This window comes from Pandoraea sp. XY-2, assembly GCF_004193915.1.
Lineage (GTDB): Bacteria > Pseudomonadota > Gammaproteobacteria > Burkholderiales > Burkholderiaceae > Pandoraea > Pandoraea cepalis.
The window spans coordinates 2179813-2197457 of sequence record NZ_CP030849.1; the positions used below are offsets into that span (position 1 = coordinate 2179813).

At 64.4% G+C, this 17645-nt stretch carries 13 protein-coding genes and 2 pseudogenes; 10 read left to right on the top strand and 5 right to left on the bottom strand.

The features are described from left to right. Positions 1-72 precede the first annotated feature (72 nt). Together aceB and pip are read left to right on the top strand one after the other, a co-directional pair. A complete protein-coding gene (gene aceB, locus DRB87_RS09990) occupies positions 73-1671 on the top strand; it encodes a malate synthase A (RefSeq protein WP_130025785.1) in 1599 nt (532 codons plus the stop codon). A 401-nt stretch (positions 1672-2072) separates the two neighbouring features. After that, a complete protein-coding gene (gene pip / locus DRB87_RS09995) occupies positions 2073-3011 on the top strand; it encodes a prolyl aminopeptidase (protein ID WP_174966723.1) in 939 nt (312 codons plus the stop codon). A gap of 177 nt (positions 3012-3188) precedes the next feature. Here the strand turns inward: pip and DRB87_RS10000 are convergent, their stop codons facing one another. Beyond that, positions 3189-4988, bottom strand: a complete 1800-nt coding sequence (locus DRB87_RS10000; protein ID WP_240756244.1) for a DEAD/DEAH box helicase — start codon at positions 4986-4988, stop codon at positions 3189-3191. Between DRB87_RS10000 and DRB87_RS10005 the strand changes: the two genes are divergently transcribed. The 6 genes from DRB87_RS10005 (at position 4987) to DRB87_RS10030 (ending at position 8844) form a co-directional block, all read left to right on the top strand. Next, positions 4987-5232 carry a hypothetical protein gene (locus DRB87_RS10005; protein WP_130025786.1) on the top strand — a complete coding sequence of 82 codons (246 nt, stop codon included), beginning with the start codon at positions 4987-4989 and terminating at the stop codon, positions 5230-5232. The genes DRB87_RS10000 and DRB87_RS10005 overlap by 2 nt on opposite strands. Before the next feature lie 185 nt (positions 5233-5417). Next, positions 5418-6188, top strand: a complete 771-nt coding sequence (tsaB, locus tag DRB87_RS10010; RefSeq protein WP_130025787.1) for a tRNA (adenosine(37)-N6)-threonylcarbamoyltransferase complex dimerization subunit type 1 TsaB — start codon at positions 5418-5420, stop codon at positions 6186-6188. Continuing rightward, complete coding sequence (rimI, locus tag DRB87_RS10015) at positions 6188-6667, top strand: ribosomal protein S18-alanine N-acetyltransferase (RefSeq protein ID WP_130025788.1); 480 nt, start codon at positions 6188-6190, stop codon at positions 6665-6667. Before tsaB ends, rimI begins: the two co-directional genes overlap by 1 nt. Before the next feature lie 37 nt (positions 6668-6704). Beyond that, entirely contained in the window at positions 6705-7721 is a 1017-nt protein-coding gene (locus DRB87_RS10020) for a uracil-DNA glycosylase family protein (RefSeq protein WP_370363959.1), read from the top strand. Continuing rightward, positions 7682-8674, top strand: a complete 993-nt coding sequence (locus tag DRB87_RS10025; protein WP_130025790.1) for a DUF1853 family protein — start codon at positions 7682-7684, stop codon at positions 8672-8674. Before DRB87_RS10020 ends, DRB87_RS10025 begins: the two co-directional genes overlap by 40 nt. Continuing rightward, positions 8656-8844, top strand: coding sequence for a hypothetical protein (locus DRB87_RS10030; protein WP_130025791.1), 189 nt, complete (start codon positions 8656-8658; stop codon positions 8842-8844). The genes DRB87_RS10025 and DRB87_RS10030 overlap by 19 nt, the downstream gene beginning before the upstream one ends. A gap of 61 nt (positions 8845-8905) precedes the next feature. On the opposite strand, the gene thiD is transcribed toward DRB87_RS10030, so the two are convergent. Continuing rightward, positions 8906-9730 (bottom strand): bifunctional hydroxymethylpyrimidine kinase/phosphomethylpyrimidine kinase, encoded by an 825-nt coding sequence (gene thiD, locus DRB87_RS10035; protein WP_130025792.1) that lies wholly within the window; start codon positions 9728-9730, stop codon positions 8906-8908. Between the two features lies 1 nt (position 9731). Continuing rightward, positions 9732-11023: pseudogene (lplT, locus tag DRB87_RS10040) on the bottom strand (lysophospholipid transporter LplT). 336 nt (positions 11024-11359) lie between these two features. On the opposite strand from lplT, the pseudogene alr reads away from it, so the two are divergent. Then, a pseudogene (alr, locus tag DRB87_RS10045) lies at positions 11360-12429 on the top strand (alanine racemase). A 23-nt stretch (positions 12430-12452) separates the two neighbouring features. Continuing rightward, positions 12453-13826: a DNA repair protein RadA gene (radA, locus tag DRB87_RS10050; RefSeq protein ID WP_017234104.1), complete on the top strand. Its 1374-nt coding sequence runs from the start codon at positions 12453-12455 to the stop codon at positions 13824-13826. A gap of 245 nt (positions 13827-14071) precedes the next feature. Here radA and DRB87_RS10055 read toward each other — a convergent pair whose 3' ends face one another. Beyond that, the gene (locus DRB87_RS10055) at positions 14072-16012 is read right to left on the bottom strand and encodes an ATP-binding cassette domain-containing protein (RefSeq protein ID WP_130025793.1); all 1941 of its coding nucleotides are present in this window, start codon (positions 16010-16012) and stop codon (positions 14072-14074) included. A 172-nt stretch (positions 16013-16184) separates the two neighbouring features. Beyond that, complete coding sequence (cls, locus tag DRB87_RS10060; protein WP_130025794.1) at positions 16185-17612, bottom strand: cardiolipin synthase; 1428 nt, start codon at positions 17610-17612, stop codon at positions 16185-16187. Positions 17613-17645 lie beyond the last annotated feature (33 nt).

Consider the following 17645-nt stretch of genomic DNA (forward strand, 5'->3'; position numbering starts at 1 on the left):
TAGTGCAAAGCCCCTGAAGTTCTTCCTTGCGGCGCACTCCCTTATATAAATGAAGATCGTTGGAGATCCCTGATGTCCCTGATTCTGCCCCCCGGCATGCAATTGCATGTTGATGCCAGCACCGATATTCGTTCTGAGTACGAAGCGATCCTGACCCCCGAGGCACTCGCTTTCATCGCCAAGCTGCACCGCGCCTTTGAACCGCGCCGTCAGGCACTACTTGCGGCCCGCGCGGACCGCGCCGCACGACTCGACGCCGGCGAAGTGCCCGATTTCCTGCCCGAGACGCAAGCGATCCGCGACGGCGAATGGCGCATCGCGCCGTTGCCGGCGGCGTTGCAATGCCGTCGTGTGGAAATCACGGGGCCGGTCGAGCGCAAGATGATCATCAACGCGCTGAACTCGGGGGCGGACAGCTACATGACCGACTTCGAGGACTCGAACACGCCGAACTGGCATAACCAGTTGCAAGGGCATATCAACGTGCGCGACGCCGTGCGTGGCACCATCAGTCTCGAACAGAACGGCAAGCGTTACGCCTTGAACGACAAGGTCGCCACGCTGATCGTTCGTCCGCGCGGCTGGCATCTCGACGAGAAGCACGTGAGCGTGGACGGTGTGCGCATGTCGGGCAGCCTGTTCGACTTCGGCCTGCATGTGTTCCATAACGCGAAGACGTCGCTCGAGCGCGGCTTCGGGCCTTACTACTATCTGCCGAAGCTGGAGAGCCACCTCGAGGCGCGCCTGTGGAACGACGTGTTCGTGCTCGCCCAAACCGAACTGGGCCTGGCGCAGGGCACGATCAAGGCGACGGTGCTCGTCGAGACGATTCTCGCCGCGTTCGAAATGGACGAGATTCTGTATGAACTACGCGAGCACAGCGCGGGCCTGAACGCCGGCCGCTGGGATTACATCTTCTCGTGCATCAAGAAGTTCAAGGTCGATGCCGACTTCTGCCTGGCCGATCGCAGCCGCATCAACATGACGGTGCCGTTCATGCGGGCCTATGCGCTACTGCTGCTCAAGACGTGTCACCGCCGCAATGCGCCTGCCATTGGCGGCATGAGCGCGTTGATTCCGATCAAGAACGATCCGCAAGCGAACGAGCGGGCGATGGCCGGCATTCGCGGCGACAAGGCGCGCGACGCCGCCGACGGTTACGACGGCGGCTGGGTGGCACACCCAGGGCTCGTGCCCGTGGCGATGGAAGAGTTCGTGAAGGTGCTGGGCGAGCGTCCGAACCAGATCGACAAGCAACGCGACGATGTGAGGGTCTCGGGCCGTGACCTGCTGACGTTCCAGCCGGAAGCGCCGATTACCGAGGCGGGGCTGCGCAACAACATCAATGTCGGCATCCACTACCTGGGATCCTGGCTGGCGGGCAATGGTTGCGTGCCGATTCACAACCTGATGGAAGATGCGGCAACGGCCGAGATCTCGCGCTCGCAGGTGTGGCAGTGGATCCGCTCGCCGAAGGGCAAGCTCGACGACGGCCGCAAGGTCACCGCCGAGCTGGTGCGCGAGCTGATTCCGCAAGAGCTTGCCAATGTGAAAGCACTCGTGGGGCAAGTGGCGCCGACGTATGATCGCGCGGCCGTCATTTTCGAGCAGATGAGCACCAGCGACGATTTTGTCGAGTTCCTTACGTTGCCGCTGTACGAAGTGGTTTGAAGCGTGATGAAGGGCTCCGATGGGGGCTGAAACGGTCTGACTAGGCTTGAGTCCGATTCACGCCCTTATCGTGACTCGGTGATCGCATCGCTGTACGAATGGGACGATGGCTACATCGTCCCATTTCGTTTTGAGCGCGAGTTTTGTCTTGTCTTGGGTGCCGCGCTACACTGAACTTCGACGGATGGATTCTCGTGCTATTCGCCCGAGTTTCCATGGTCGGCGTTGCGCTGGGGCGTGACGTCGACAATGCCCAGCCCCGTGTTCATGTGAGGATGCCGATGTCGCTCGACTTTCCCGATGATGCCGCCCGCAGCCTGCCAAACGGTCCACGCGCGCAGGCGCTTGTACCGCGGGGGCCTGGCAAGGTTGTAGAGATTCGCCCGGAAACGCTGCGCGGCCTGTACCCGCCGCTCGAGCCTTTCGAGCACGGCGTGCTCGATGTGGGCAATGGGCACCAAGTGTATTGGGAGCGGTGCGGCAATCCGCAGGGCAAGCCGGCGGTGTTTCTGCACGGCGGTCCCGGGGGCGGTTGCTCGCCGGAGCATCGGCGGTTGTTCGATCCGGGCAAATACTGCGTCACGCTGTTCGACCAGCGCGGCTGCGGACGCTCGTTACCGCATGCGAGTCTGGACCACAACACGACGTGGGACCTGGTGGACGACATCGAGCGCTTGCGCGTCAAGTTCGGATACGACCGGTGGCTGGTGTTAGGGGGCTCGTGGGGGAGCACCTTGGCACTGGCCTACGCGCAGGCGCACGTCGACCGAGTAAGCGAATTGATCGTGCGCGGCATTTTCACCGTGCGCCGCGACGAGTTGCAGTGGTATTACCAGAAGGGCGCATCGTGGCTGTTTCCGGATCGCTGGGAGTCGTTCCTCGCGCCGATCCCGCTTGAAGAGCGGGGCGATCTGATGCGTGCTTACCAGAAGCGGCTGACCCATCGCGATGAGGCCGTGAGAATCGAGGCGGCGCGGGCATGGAGTATGTGGGAGGGCAGCACCATCACGCTGCTGCCTGACGACCATCTTGCCGAGGCGTTCGGCGATCCGCGCTACGCAATTGCGTTCGCTCGCATCGAGAATCATTACTTCGTCAACGACGGGTTTCTCGCGCCGAACCAGTTAATCGATGGTGCGCGCGGCCTGCGCGACATTCCGGGTGTGATCGTCCAGGGCCGGTACGACGTGGCGACCCCTGCCCGCACGGCTTGGGACTTGCACAAGGCGTGGCCGGAGGCGGATTTCTATTGGGCGTCCGACGCCGGACATGCCTTCAACGAGCCCACGATTCTGCACTGGTTGATCGAAGCGACCGATCAGTTTGTGTCGACGCGCTGAGATCGACGGGGTCGTCTGGCGAGCGCCGATTGGCAGTGCTTGCGCCTACGTGTCGGCCTCTTTCGATCCGGCGCGCGTAACAAAAAACCCCGGCGTTGACCGTTGACGTCAACATCCGGGGTTTTCAGGCATTTGCGCAGGACCGATGGGGTATCGGTCCTGACGACCTCAGGCCGTTCAGTCGTCGCGACGCTTGTTGAAGCCGCCACCGTTGCGATTGCTGAAGCCACGATCTTGACGCGGGGCGTCGAAGCTGCGCGTGCCGCGATCCTGACGATAGCCGCCTTCGGCCGGGCGCGGAGCGCGACGCTCGAAGCGGTCGGTCGCGCTGCCGTTCGAGAAGCCATTGCCACCATTACCGCCGTTACCCGCGCCGTTCTGCTGGTAACCCCCTTGGAAGCCATTGCCCTCGCGACGCTCGAACGGGGCACCGGCCGGCTTGTTGCCGCCGAAACGCTGACCGCCCTGATAACCGCCGCTACCGCTGCCGCCGTTACCGGCGCTGCTGGCGTGACGCGGACCGTTGTTGCTCCAGCGGCTGCCGCCGCCGTTGCCTTGACCGTGACGCGGACCGCTGCGGCTCGGGCCCGGACGCTTGCCGCCGGCACCAGCCTTCGGTGCGGCACGGCGCGGTTCGAAACCGGCCACGACATTCACCGGCAGCAGTTCACGCGTGTAGCGTTCGATGCGACGCACCGCGCCGATTTCGGCGTGCGCGGCCAGGCTCACGGCCACGCCACGACGACCGGCGCGGCCTGTACGGCCGATACGGTGGACGTAGTCTTCCGCAAACTTCGGCAGATCGTAGTTGAACACGTGCGTGATGCCCGGCACGTCGATGCCGCGTGCGGCCACGTCGGTGGCGACCAGCACGCGCACACGACGCTCGCGCAGGGCGCGCAGTGTACGGTTACGCACGCCTTGCGGCATGTCGCCGTGCAGCGCGGCGCTGTCGAAACCGGCTTGTTCGAGCTGGTCGGCGATCAGGTCGGCGTCGCGCTTGGTCGACGTAAACACGATGGCCTGGTCGAGCGAATCGTTGCCGAGCAGGTGTGCGAGCAGGCGATCCTTGTGGGCGCGATCGTCCACGTAATGGAGCGTTTGCTCGATGTTGGCGTTGGTGCGCTGGTCGGAGCCGCGCGTGATCTCGATGGTTTCCGGATCGCGCAGCAGACGACGCGTGATTTCGCCCATGCGGCCGTCGATCGTTGCCGAGAACAGCAGTGTCTGGCGCGATGCCGGCGTGGCGTCGACGATGGTCTGGATGTCGTCGATGAAGCCCATGTCGAGCATGCGATCGGCTTCGTCGAGCACCAGCATCATCAGTTGCGACAGATCGATCTTGCCGCTGGAGATGTGATCGAGCAGACGGCCCGGCGTCGCCACGATGATCTCGGGCTGCTTGGCCAGCATTTCGAGCTGACGGGGGTAGGGCATGCCGCCGAGAATGCTCACCGTGCGCAGGCGGCGCAGTTGCTTGCCGTACGTGTCGGCCGCGGTCGAGACCTGTTGCGCCAGTTCGCGCGTCGGTGTGAGCACGAGCAGCAGCGGCTGGGCGGCCACGCGACGCACGCGCTGGCCCTTGCGGGGCTTTTCGCCCGGCTCTGCCGGCACGTTGCGCGGATGCGCGGCCGGGGCGCGGCTGTTCAGCTCGCCGCTGGCCTGCATTTCCGCGAAGCGGTGGATGGCGGGCAGCATGAAGGCGGCCGTCTTGCCGGAGCCCGTCGGGCTCGACACGAGCAGATCGCGACCGGCGAGCGCGGCGGGAATCGCGCGCTGCTGCACCGGCGTCGGATGGGTATAGCCTGCGGTGGTGAGCGTCGACAGAATCGCCGCGTTCAAGCCGAGTTCGGCGAACGTGGGCGTGCCGTCGTTGCTGGCTGCCGGAGCGGCATCGACAACAATAGCGTTAGCGTTTTCTTCGGACGAAGGGAAATACGTCTGCGCGAGCGCAGACATCTTGGAAGTTTGTTCCATGAAGCCTCTTGCGGATCAAAAAGGTGATGTCGGGGCGTTGGCGCCAATCGGCAAACCCAATTCGTCGCAAGCAGGAAGCAAATCGCGGATGGGGCAGAAAGCGGATCGAAATCCGTATCGTAAGCCAGGGACGGTGGCGGGTCGTTCCTCTATCAGGAACGCCAGTACCGGCAAGAACTACAGCGGCTTATCACAGGATTGGGGCAAAACGCAGTTTTTCGTCGCCTCGCAGGAAGTTCAATGACGATCCGCGAAGCGAAGCGCGGATTATAGCAGTGTTTTTGGGGAAGTGCACGTTCGGATTTGCACGGAGTGATGGGGCGGTTGCGATGCTCGGCTACGCGGAATGCGGCAAGCTGGCACCGTCAAGGGGCGGGCGACCGTCGGTGCCGCTAGGTGGCTCGCCGCCCACCCGATTACAATAGCGCCATGTCTTCGATTACGCTTCTCGCCCTCGATACCTCGACCGAATTCTGTTCGGTTGCCGTATACCGTCACGATCTCGCCAGCGATGCCCCGGCCCTTGTGGTCGAGCGCCACCTCGATACCGGCCCGGTCTCCAGCACTCATATTCTGCCCGCCGCGCGCGACGTGCTGCGCGAGGCCGGTGTCACGCTCGCCGAATGTGACGCAATCGCCTTCGGGGCGGGGCCGGGGTCGTTTACCGGGTTGCGCACGGCCTGCGGCGTCGCGCAGGGGTTGGCGTTTGGCGCCGCACTGCCCGTGGTGCCGGTGGGCACGTTGCTCGCGTGTGCCGAAGCGGCGCGCGCATTGCGCGTCGACACGCGACGTGTGCTCGTCGCACTCGATGCGCGCATGAATGAGGCCTATTGGGCCGATTACGCCTGGGAGAGTGCCACGAACGACTGGCGCGAAGTTCTGCCTGCGTCGCTCGACGCTGCCGAACGGGTGCGCGCACCCGACGTGGATTTCGTCATCGCGGGCAATGCCGCGCTGGCGTTCGGCGATCGTTTGCAGGCGAGCGCGCAGGCGCAGGCAGTCCTGGCCAACGCCATGCCGCGTGCCCGTTACATCGCAGCGCTCGCGGCCCGCGCCTTCGCGCGGGGCGGTGCCATTCCCGCCGATCAGGCCATGCCGGTCTACATCCGCAACAAGGTGGCGCAAACGACCGCCGAGCGCGAAGCGATCAAGCAGGCTGCCGCCCAGACCGCGAAGGCAAATGCCCCGGAGGTGCCCTGATGCGCCAGACCGGTCCGAACCATTATTCGCCGATGACGCTGGCCGATCTCGACGAGGTCGTAGCCGTCGAAGTGCGCGCGTATCCGTATCCCTGGACCCGCCAGAACTTCGCCGATTCGCTCGACGCCGGGCATCAGGGCGTCTGCCTGCGCGCGGTCGACGGCACACTGCTCGGTTATTTTTTGATGATGCCGGTCGTCGACGAGTCGCATTTGCTCAATGTGTGCGTCGTGCCGGAAATGCAGGGCAACGGGCTGGGCGTGCAGTTGCTTGACGAGGTGGTGCGCGTCTCGCGTGCTCAGGGCATGAGCGGCGTATTGCTGGAGGTGCGTCCGTCGAACGTAAGGGCGCTGCGCGTGTACGAGCGTTTCGGATTCGTGCAGATTGGCCGGCGCAAGGGATATTATCCGGCGAGCGGGCGTCGTGAAGACGCCATTGTGATGCGCCTGACGTGGGAGACTGATCGTGCCGTGGCCTAAAGCGATTCTGGAAGAGTTCGGGCTGTGGCCGGTGTGGATGTCGCACGAGGCCGTGGCCAAGGCGGCGATGGTAACGTCGACTGACGAGGAAGGCGACGTCGCGACACGCGTCGGTGCGGCCTCCCCCCTTGGGGGCGAAGCCCATGCCGACGACCTGCCGCCGTGGGACGTGACGCCAAGCGTCGCTCCAGCGATGGCGCGTGCTACGGGAAGCACCGCGATATCGGACGAAGTGCCCGCCGCCCCTGTCCGCCGTGGGTCGGCACCGGTGTCGGCACAGACACCCGAGTCGCGTGGGGCCAACCGCCGCACGGAGGACCTGCCGCCCGACGACAGGCCGATGTGGCTCGACGACGATGGCAGCGGCGACGGCGACGCAGCGGCCGATGCTGCGCTGTGGTCGATCATGCGCGATGCAGGCGAGGCCGGGGCACCGTCGCGCCCTGCGCTGCCGGGCGTCGAGACACTGGACTGGGAGGCGCTGACGGAGCGCGTCGCCAATTGCCGCCTGTGCGGCCTGTGCGAAAAGCGCACGCAAACCGTGTTCGGTGTAGGTGACCGCGAGGCCGACTGGCTGCTCGTGGGGGAAGCCCCGGGGCAGCAGGAGGATTTGCAGGGCGAGCCGTTCGTCGGTCAGGCCGGCAAGCTGCTCGACAACATGCTGCGCGCCGTGACATTGCAGCGCGGCGAGAACGTGTATATCGCGAACGTGCTCAAGTGCCGTCCGCCGAACAACCGCGATCCCGAGGCGACCGAAGTGGCGAGCTGCGAGCCTTACCTGAAGCGTCAGGTGGCGCTGCTCAAGCCGCGCGTGATCGTGGTGATGGGGCGTTTCGCCGCCCAGAGCATTCTGCGCACGCAGGCGAGTATCGCCAGCCTGCGCGGGCGCGTGCATGAATATGAAGGTGTGCCGGTGATCGTGACGTACCATCCGGCCTACCTGTTGCGCAGTTTGCCCGACAAGGCCAAGGCCTGGACGGATTGGTGCCTGGCGCGGGCCACCTATGAGGCTGTGTGCGAATCGACTCCCTCCAACACGCCTACGGCGAACTGATCGAGACGCTGCGCGAGGCGCCGGTGCGCGACCTCGCGTGGCTGCTGTTGTCCGCAGATCTGCTTAGTGCCACTCGCTTTCCGGCGGCGTTGGCGCAGTTCGACGGTGTGCCGCGACAACCGGCCGCCCCGACCTCTCGGGGGACGCATGCAACGCAGCCCGACATCGCCGACCCCGCTCCTCATTCCCGAATCCTGCACGACTGGCTACTGGCCTGCGATGCCGACGTCGAGCCATTGCGCGATTTTCTTGCGCGCGGCGAAAGCCATCGCCTGGGTCGCTATGCGGAGCAATTGCTGCACTTCGCACTGCTGCACAGTCCTCGCTTCGATCTGCTCGCCGCCGGTTTGCAGGTGCGTGACGCCCGGCGCGGCAATATGACGCTCGGCGAGTGCGATTTCCTGTTGGCCCGGCGCGCCGACCGTCAATTGCTGCATTGGGAACTCGCGGTGAAGCTGTATCTGTTCGTGCCGCCAGCGACGCCATCGTCGGGACTCGACGAACGAGCCGTGCAGTTTCACTGGCTCGGACCGAACCTGGCCGACAGCCTGGCCGACAAGGTGGCGCGGTTGCTCGATCATCAATTGCGCCTGACCACGCTGGATGCAGCGCTTAGCGCATTACCCGTCGCCGGACCGTGGCTGCCGCAGGTCTATCTGAAGGGCTGGCTTTTCCATCCACTCGCGCAACGTGGGCAGTTGCCGGCGGTGGCGTCCGAAGCGCACGGTCGAGGCTGGTGGGCGACGCTCGACGAGTGGTGGGCGCACGCGCAGTCGACACAGCATGCGCCGAGCGCCGCACGCGAACGCACGTGGGCATTATTGCCGCGCGCGCGTTGGCTGGCCCCGCGCGCGTCAGCGATTCGTCGGCGCTATCGCTGGCGGCGATGCATGCCCGAATCGAGACGCACTGGCGAGAACGCGGCGCCGAGCCGTTGCTCGTCGTGTCGCTGAACCGGCGGGCGGACGAGGGGGATTGGTTCGAGGATGAGCGCGGATTTATCGTGCCCGATTTCTGGGCACCGCGCGCCCGGCATCGCATCGAGGAATTGAGCGAACGGGCCGACGCGGCCGCGCGTCGCGCGCTGGCGCAGAGTGCCGACGACGGCGCGCCGTCGATCTGAGTCGGCGCATTGCGCGTATTGCGAGCATTCAGCGCATTCAGCGCGTGAGCGCCTCACTGCGTCACTGCTTGGGCCAGACGGCGTGGAAGTGATGCACGGGGCCGACACCGTGGCCGATGTGCAATGTGTCGCTGGCGGCAAGCGCGCCGTTGAGATACGCCTTGGCGTCGCGCACGGTGTCCGACCAATCGTTGCGACGGGGTCGCAACGCGGCCAGCGCGGCGGAGAGCGTGCAGCCGGTACCGTGGGTGTTGTGCACGGCGATGCGCGGGGCGGTGAAGCGCTCGACCCCTGTCGCGCTCACGAGCCAGTCCGGGCTGAGATCGCTGGCCAGATGGCCTCCCTTGACGAGCACATGGCGTGCGCCCAGCGCGCGCAGCGCTTGCGCTTGCCGTTCCATCTCGCGTTCGTCGGTCGCGGGCGCGACGCCGAGCAGCGCCGCGGCTTCCGGCAGGTTGGGGGTGATCAGGTCGGCCAGCGGCAGCAGTTCATCGCGCAATGCGGCGACGGCGTCGGGTTGCAGCAACGCGTGGCCGCTCTTCGAGATCATCACGGTATCGAGCACGACGAAGCGCGGTTTGTACAGCCGCAATCCAGCGGCAACGGCGTGTACGACGTCGGCATTGCCAAGCATGCCCAGCTTGACGGCATCGACCGTCAGATCCTGGAAAACGGCATCCATTTGCGCGGTGACGAAACTGGCCGGCGGCGTGTGGATGGCGGTGACCCCCCGCGTGTTCTGTGCGGTGAGGGCGGTAATCACGCTGGCGCCGTAGGCGCCGAGCGCGGAAAACGTTTTTAGATCGGCTTGGATGCCTGCGCCACCGCTGGAATCCGAGCCGGCAATGGTGAGGACGATGGGAACGGACGACTGACGCGAAGACATATCAATGCTTGATTTCGCCGATGAGCGCGACCGAATCGAATTCGCGCTGATTGGCCTGGTGACGCCGCATGACGAGCCACATCGTGCCCGAGACAAACACGCCGAACAGAATGATGACGACCCCCACCGGCACGTTGAACCAGATCAGCAGCGCGTAGAGACACAGCATGATGAGCACGGAAAGGTTCTCGTTGAAGTTCTGCACGGCGATGGAATGGCCCGCCGAGAGCAAGACGTGACCGCGATGCTGGAGCAGGGCGTTCATCGGCACCACGAAGAAACCCGCGAGCGCGCCGACGATGATGAGAAAGATGTAGGCAACGATCAGGTACAGCGGCACTTTCCAATCGGCGCCCCACGGCAGCAGGTCCTTCGAGAAGAAGGCCATCGCCATCACCGCGATGCCCATGGCGATGCCGACCGGCAGCACTGAGAGTGAACGCTTGAGCGGGATGCGCGAGGCGGCGGCGATCGCGCCGATGGCCACGCCCACAGCGGACACCGCCTGCAGGATGGCCCCTTCCGACAGCGTCATGCCGAGCGCTTTTTCGGCCCAGCGCAGCACAATGAACTGGAGCGTTGCTCCCGCGCCCAGAACAGGGTCGTGACGGCGAGCGAGATCTGGCCCAGCTTGTCGCGCCACAGCGTGGTGAAGCAGTCGGCAAAATCGGAAACGAGTCGAATTGGATTGCGTTGCTGACGCGCGTAACGCGCGCCCGTGTCTGGGATACGCAAATTGAACAGCGCGGCAATCACGTAGATGACCATGATGACCACCATCGAGGCCATCGCCGGCGTGTTGATGACCTCTGGCGTGCGTTGGAGCACCCATTCGGAAATATGCGGGCTGATGAGTGTGCCGCCGAGGACGGTGCCCAGGATGATCGAGCTGACCGTCAGCCCTTCGATCCAGCCATTGGCCGCGACCAGTTTCTCCGCGGGCAGCAATTCGGTAAGAATGCCGTACTTCGCGGGCGAGTAGGCCGCCGCGCCGAAGCCGACTACACCATACGCGATCAGTGGATGCGAGCCGAACAGCATCATCAGGCAGCCCGCGACCTTGATCGAGTTGCTGATGAACATGACCTTGCCCTTGGGCATCGAGTCGGCGAAGGCCCCGACGTAGGCGGCGAGAATGACGTACGAGAGCACGAAGAAGAGCTTGAGCAGTGGCGTCATCCACTGCGGGGAGTGCAGATCTTTCAGGAGCGCGATTGCGGCGATGAGCAATGCATTGTCGGCCAGCGACGAAAAAAACTGCGCGGCCATGATGGTATAAAAGCCTTTCTTCATCGTTCCTTGAGTCGATCCCGTGCTGCGTAAAACTTGCGTGTCTCGGTTGTCGGTATCCGCAGCGCCCGCAACGGGCTTCCCACGGAAGAAACCGGGCTTAAACATCGGGGTATCGGCGCGCTTCGGCCAATCAACTGTCGTTATTCAGCCGTATATTCGGCCTTGATGCTCCCCGTGTCGGGCGCCCGGTCGCCCTCGGTCTGAGACCGGTCTTGTTATCGGGAGAAAAATTTGGCAAAACAAGTTGTGCGCACGGCTTTATAACACGAAAATATGCCGATGCGTTATGCCGCCAGCCTGTCCTGGCGAGCGTCTCCTTCGATCCCGTGTCCGCTTATGCCTCGTCCAATCAAAGTCTCGATTCACACCGCAGCCCTCGCTCACAATCTCGATGTCGCCCGCCGCAGTGCGCCCAGCGCCAAGGTGTGGGCCGTGGTCAAGGCCAATGCCTACGGGCATGGCATTGAAAACGCGTATCCCGGATTGCGCGACGCCGATGGCTTCGGCCTGCTCGATCTCGACGAGGCCGTGCGTTTGCGCGAACTCGGCTGGGCCGGTCCGATTCTGCTGCTCGAAGGATTCTTCAAACCCGAAGATCTGGCCGTCGTCGACAAGTATGGGCTGACGACGACCGTGCACAGCGACGAACAACTGCGCATGCTGGAGACCACGCGCCTGAGCAAGCCGCTCAACGTGCAGCTCAAGATGAATTCGGGCATGAACCGTCTCGGCTTCGCCCCGAGCGTTTTCGCGCCGCATGGGAGCGCGCTCGCGCGATTCCTGGCGTGAGCCAGATCGTGCTGATGACTCACTTTTCCGATGCCGACGGTCCGCGTGGCATCGCGTATCAGATGGAAGCGTTCGAGCGTGGCGCATGCGACGTGCCGGGCGAGCGCAGCCTGGCCAACTCGGCCGCCACGCTGTTCCATCCGGAAGCGCACGGCGCATGGGTGCGCCCGGGGATCATGCTCTATGGCTCCTCGCCCAAAGGTCTCGAAGTCCCGGCGGCCGCGCTCGATCTGCAACCGACCATGACGCTCGAAGCCGAGTTGATCGGCATTCAGGACGTGCCGGCGGGCGGTACGGTCGGTTACGGTAGCGTCTTCACCGCCGAGACGCCGATGCGCGTGGGCACAGTTGCCTGCGGCTATGCCGACGGCTATCCGCGTGTTGCGCCCTCGGGCACGCCGATACTGGTCGACGGTGTGCGCACGCGCACCGTGGGCCGCGTGTCGATGGACATGCTGGCCGTCGATCTCACGCCGGTGCCGCAGGCACGCGTGGGTGCGCCTGTCACCTTGTGGGGGCGGGGCCTTTGCATCGATGAGGTCGCAGCGTCGGCCGGCACGCTTGGCTATGAGCTGATGTGTGCCGTGGCGCGCCGCGTGCCGGTGTACGCGAACTGAGCACCAGGACAGGATCGCCACGCATGGCCAAAGCCAAGACTGTCTATATTTGTACCGAATGCGGCGGGCAGACGCCCAAGTGGGCTGGGCAGTGCCCCCACTGCAACGGCTGGAATTCGCTCGTCGAATCGGTGGCGGAAGCGCCGACAGGTCATCGATACCAATCGCTCGCCAAGAGTACGCCGGTGCGCAAGCTCGCGCAGATCGAGGCGGCCGATGTGCCGCGCTTCTCCAGCGGCGTGAGTGAATTCGACCGCGTGCTGGGCGGCGGTCTGGTTGCCGGCGGCGTGGTGCTCATCGGCGGGGATCCCGGGATCGGCAAGTCGACGCTGCTGCTCCAGTCGCTTGCGCATCTGGCGCGCGAACGGCGCGCGCTTTACGTGAGCGGCGAAGAATCGGGCGCGCAGATTGCCTTGCGTGCGCAGCGCCTGGGCCTCGGCGCCGCGGGCGAGGGCGGCGGGGAATTGGATTTGTTGGCGGAAATCCAGCTCGAGAAGATTCTGGGCGCCATCGAGTCGGAAAAGCCCGACGTTGTCGTGATCGACTCTATCCAGACGGTCTATTCCGAAGCACTCAGTTCGGCGCCGGGATCGGTCGCGCAGGTGCGCGAATGCGCGGCGCAACTCACGCGCAGCGCCAAGCAGAGCGGCGTAACGGTGATCATGGTCGGCCATGTGACCAAGGAAGGCAGTCTCGCCGGGCCGCGCGTTCTCGAACACATCGTCGACACGGTGCTGTATTTCGAGGGCGATACGCACTCGTCGTACCGGTTGGTGCGGGCGTTCAAAAATCGGTTTGGTGCCGTCAACGAGTTGGGCGTGTTCGCGATGACGGAGAAAGGCCTGCGCGGCGTGGCGAATCCGTCGGCCTTGTTCCTCTCGCAACATGAGCAAAGCGTGCCGGGCTCGTGCGTGCTCGTCACGCAGGAAGGCACGCGCCCGCTGCTCGTCGAGGTGCAGGCGCTGGTCGACACGGCGCAGGTGCCCAATCCGCGGCGTTTGGCCGTGGGGCTGGAGCAGAACCGGCTGGCAATGTTGCTCGCCGTGATGCATCGTCATGCGGGCATCGCCTGTTTCGATCAGGATGTGTTCCTGAACGCTGTCGGTGGCGTGAAGATTTCGGAGCCGGCGGCCGATCTGGCCGTGTTGCTGGCGATTCATTCGTCGCTGCGCAACAAGCCGCTGCCGCGCGGCATCGTGGCATTCGGCGAGGTCGGGCTGGCGGGCGAAATCCGGCCGAGCCCGCGCGGTCAGGATCGTCTCAAGGAAGCCGCCAAACTGGGCTTTTCGATTGCGATCATCCCGAAAGCGAATGCGCCGAAGCAACCCATCGACGGCCTCGAAGTGCATGCCGTCGACCGTTTGGAGCACGCGATTTCCGTCGTGGCGGGGTTGTAGTCACGCTGGCGCTTGGGGCGTTCCGGGGCAGGCCTTCTCAGGGCATGCCATCGCCCAGGCGTCTAGGGTGCGCGCATGATTAAGGCCCGGATCAATTGACGTGCGCCTCATGCGCACCAGGGATTGGACGTGCGTCGAGCGCTTGTGGGCCCCTCAAATCGACCGGGCTTTCGTGTCGGCGGCGGGTGACATAGCGGTATCGCGACAATGCGCCGCCGCCCGGCCGCCTCGCGGTCTGATGCCGGTCAGACAATCTGCTCGAGCGCTTCCTGCGCGTCGAGCCATTCGGCTTCAATGTCTGACAGTTTGGCCGTGACGTCCACCTGCTGCTTGAGGCTGTCGGTCAACAAGGCTTTTTTCGCGTCTTCATAAGTGCCGCTGTCGGCGAGGATGGCGTCGAGTCGCGCCTTTTCGTCCGCGAGTTTCGCCATCGATTGCTCCAGCTTCTCGATCTTGCGTTGCAGCGGTTTGCGCAGTTGAGACAGCCGCTGGCGTTCCTGCGCTTCGGCGCGTTTCTGATCCTTGCGATTGACACCGTCGCCACCCTCTGCACTCTCACCGCTACCGTTGCTGGCGTCGCGTGCCGCGGCCCGTTGGTCGGCCGCGTGTTGCAGCAGCCAGTCGCGATAGTCGTCGAGATCGCCGTCGAACGGTTTTACTTCGCCGCCGGCCACGAGCAGGAACTGATCGGTGGTCGCGCGCAGCAAATGTCGATCGTGCGAGACGAGAATCAATGTGCCGTCGAACTGCGCCAAGGCCATCGTGAGCGCGTGGCGCGTTTCGAGGTCCAAGTGATTGGTCGGTTCGTCGAGCAGCAGAAGGTTCGGCTTGCGCCAGATGATGAGCGCGAGCGCCAGACGCGCCTTCTCGCCGCCAGAGAACGGGGCAATCGACGACGTGGCCATGTCGCCACGGAAATTGAACCCGCCGAGAAAATCCCGTAGCTCCTGCTCGCGCGTATCCGGGGCGAGTCGCTGCAAGTGCTGCAATGGCGAATCGTCGTGACGCAGCGTTTCGACCTGATGCTGGGCAAAGTAGCCGATCTGCAGGCCCTTGCCAGTTTTCACCGAGCCGGTGAGTGTCGCCAGCGTGCCGGCGAGCGTTTTGATCAGCGTCGATTTGCCCTGACCGTTGGCGCCGAGCAGGCCGATGCGTTGCTCGTTCTGCACCGACATCGTGACGTGCGGCAGGATGACTTTCTCGCTGCCGTCCTCGAGCGGGTAGCCGCAACGGACCGCTTCGAGCACGAGCATCGGGTTCGGTGCGCTGTCGGCTGGGCGGAACTCAAACGTGAACGGCGACGCGATATGCGCGGGGGCGATGCGCTCCATCTTTTCGAGCGCCTTCACGCGACTCTGCGCCTGACGTGCCTTCGTCGCCTTGGCCTTGAAGCGCGTGATGAACGACTCCAGGTGCGCAATCGTCTTTTGCTGCTTCTCGAAGGCGCTTTGCTGCAGCGTCAGTTGCTGGCCGCGCAGGATTTCGAACTGGCTGTAGTTCCCGCCGTAACGCTTGATCTGCTGATTCTCGATGTGCAGCGTGACGTTGCAGACCTCGTCGAGAAATTCGCGATCGTGCGAAATCACGATGAGCGTGCCCGGGTAACGCTTGAGCCAGTCTTCGAGCCAGACGATGGCGTCCAGATCCAAGTGGTTGGTTGGCTCGTCGAGCAGCAACAGATCGGACGGGCACATGAGCGCCTGCGCCAGATTCAGACGCATGCGCCAACCGCCCGAGAAGCTGGCGACCGGCAATTGCGTTTGCGCCAACGTAAAGCCGAGGCCGAGCAGCAGCGCCTCGCCACGGGCCGGGGCGGTGTAGCCGTCGGCGTCGGCGAAGGCCGCATGGGCGTCGGCTTGGGCATGCCCGTCGTGAGCGACTTCCGCCGCCGCAATATTCGCTTCGATCTCACGCAGCCGCGTGTCGCCGTCGAGAACGTAGTCGAGCGCAGTACGCTCGACCGCCGGCGTCTCCTGCATCACATGCGCCAAGCGCCAGCTACTGGGCACGAAGACATCGCCCCCATCCGCGTGCAACTGCCCGCGCAACAGTGCGAACAGCGTGGACTTGCCGGCGCCGTTGGCGCCGACGAGGCCGACGCGCTCGCCCGGGTTGAGCGTGACGGAGGTGTCCTCGAAGAGCGGCTTGGTGCCGCGCGCGAGGGAAAGGTGTTCGAATCGGATCACGAAAAAGGCCGAGGGGTAAGCGGGTCAGTACGTCCTTGGCCTGCGCGGTGGGCATGCGCCGTCGATCCAATGAGGACCGAACGTGCCATGCCGGCAAACCCACGCGCAGAGGACGGCAAAACCGCTATTTTACCGGTCTGCGCAGGCGAATGCGATGCGCCCCGTCGACCGGCTACAGAATTGGGGCGAAAAGCCGCGCCACGCGCATCACAATCTGGCGCCATTTCGGAATCGTCCGAAATTCGTCCTTGTTCAGCAGGGTGGCATGCTCGAAGTCGTGCGTGAGCATGAACGCGACGTCATCCGCAAAGGCGCGGTCGACGGTCAGCAGCATGATCTCGAAATTGAGGCGGAACGACCGGTTGTCGAGGTTGGCGCTACCGACGGCGGCCGCGCTGTCGTCGATCAGCACGACCTTTTGGTGAAGGAAGCCGTGTTGATACCGATAGACGTTGATGCCGCTGCGGGCGGCTTCGAAGGCGTACGACGTGGTGGCTTCGAACACCACGCGGTGATCGGCCCGGTCGGGGATCAGGATGCGCACGTCCACGCCGCGCAGCACCGCCAGGCGCAATGCGGAGAACACGGCTTCATCGGGCACGAAGTAGGGGGTGGTAATCCAGACCCGTTGTTGCGCAGCGTTGATGGCGGTGACAAAGAAGAGCGACGACGTTTCCAGCCGGTCGGCGGGGCCGCTGGGCACCACCTGGCAGTGCATGTCTTCGCCGGAGGCGACCGGTTGACGATTCAGCTCGGGTACCGTGCCCGTACTCCAGTGCCAGTCTTCGGCGAACGCGCGTTGAATGCCGACCACTGCGGGGCCGCGCACGGCAATGTGCGTGTCGCGCCAGGGAGCCAGCGGCGGTTTCTCTCCGAGGTATTCCACGCCGACGTTGTGGCCGCCGATGAACGCTTCGTTGCCGTCGATCACGACAATCTTGCGGTGATTGCGAAAGTTCAACTGGAAGCGATTCACGAAGATGCCGCGCTTGGCGGCGGCGAACTCGTGCACGAGGACACCGCCTTGGCGCAGCGTGTCGCAGTAACTGCGCGGCAAGTCGTGGCTGCCGATCCGGTCGTAGAGAAAGAAGACCTTCACGCCCGTGGCGGCGCGCGCGAGCAGGCGGGCGGACAGGGCGCGTCCAAGGGCATCGTCCTTGACGATGAAGAACTGAATGACGATGTAGTCGCGCGCGCGGTCGATGGCGGAGAAGATGGCGTCGAACGTGGCGTGGCCGTTCACGAGCAGGCGCACGCGATTGCCTGCCACGAACGACATGCCCGTCATGGCGGTGAGCGCCGCAAACTCGGGATGGGCTTCCATCGCGACAGGCGGCTCACCGCTCCATTGTGTTTCGCCGATGCGCGATTGCAACGCTTGATTCCGGGCGCGACGTGCCTCGACGTAGCCGATGAACTTCGATCGGCCGAGGAACAGGTAGGGGATGAGCGTGAGGTAGGGCATTGTGACGAGCGATACCGCCCACGCCACGGCGCCCTGCGACGTCCGTACCGTCAGCACGGCATGGATCGCGGCGATCGCCCCCAGTGCATGGATACAGGCGACGGCAAAGCCGACGTCGAGCCAATTGAGCACCATGACGGACAATCTTCCTCCATGCCGTGAGTCGCG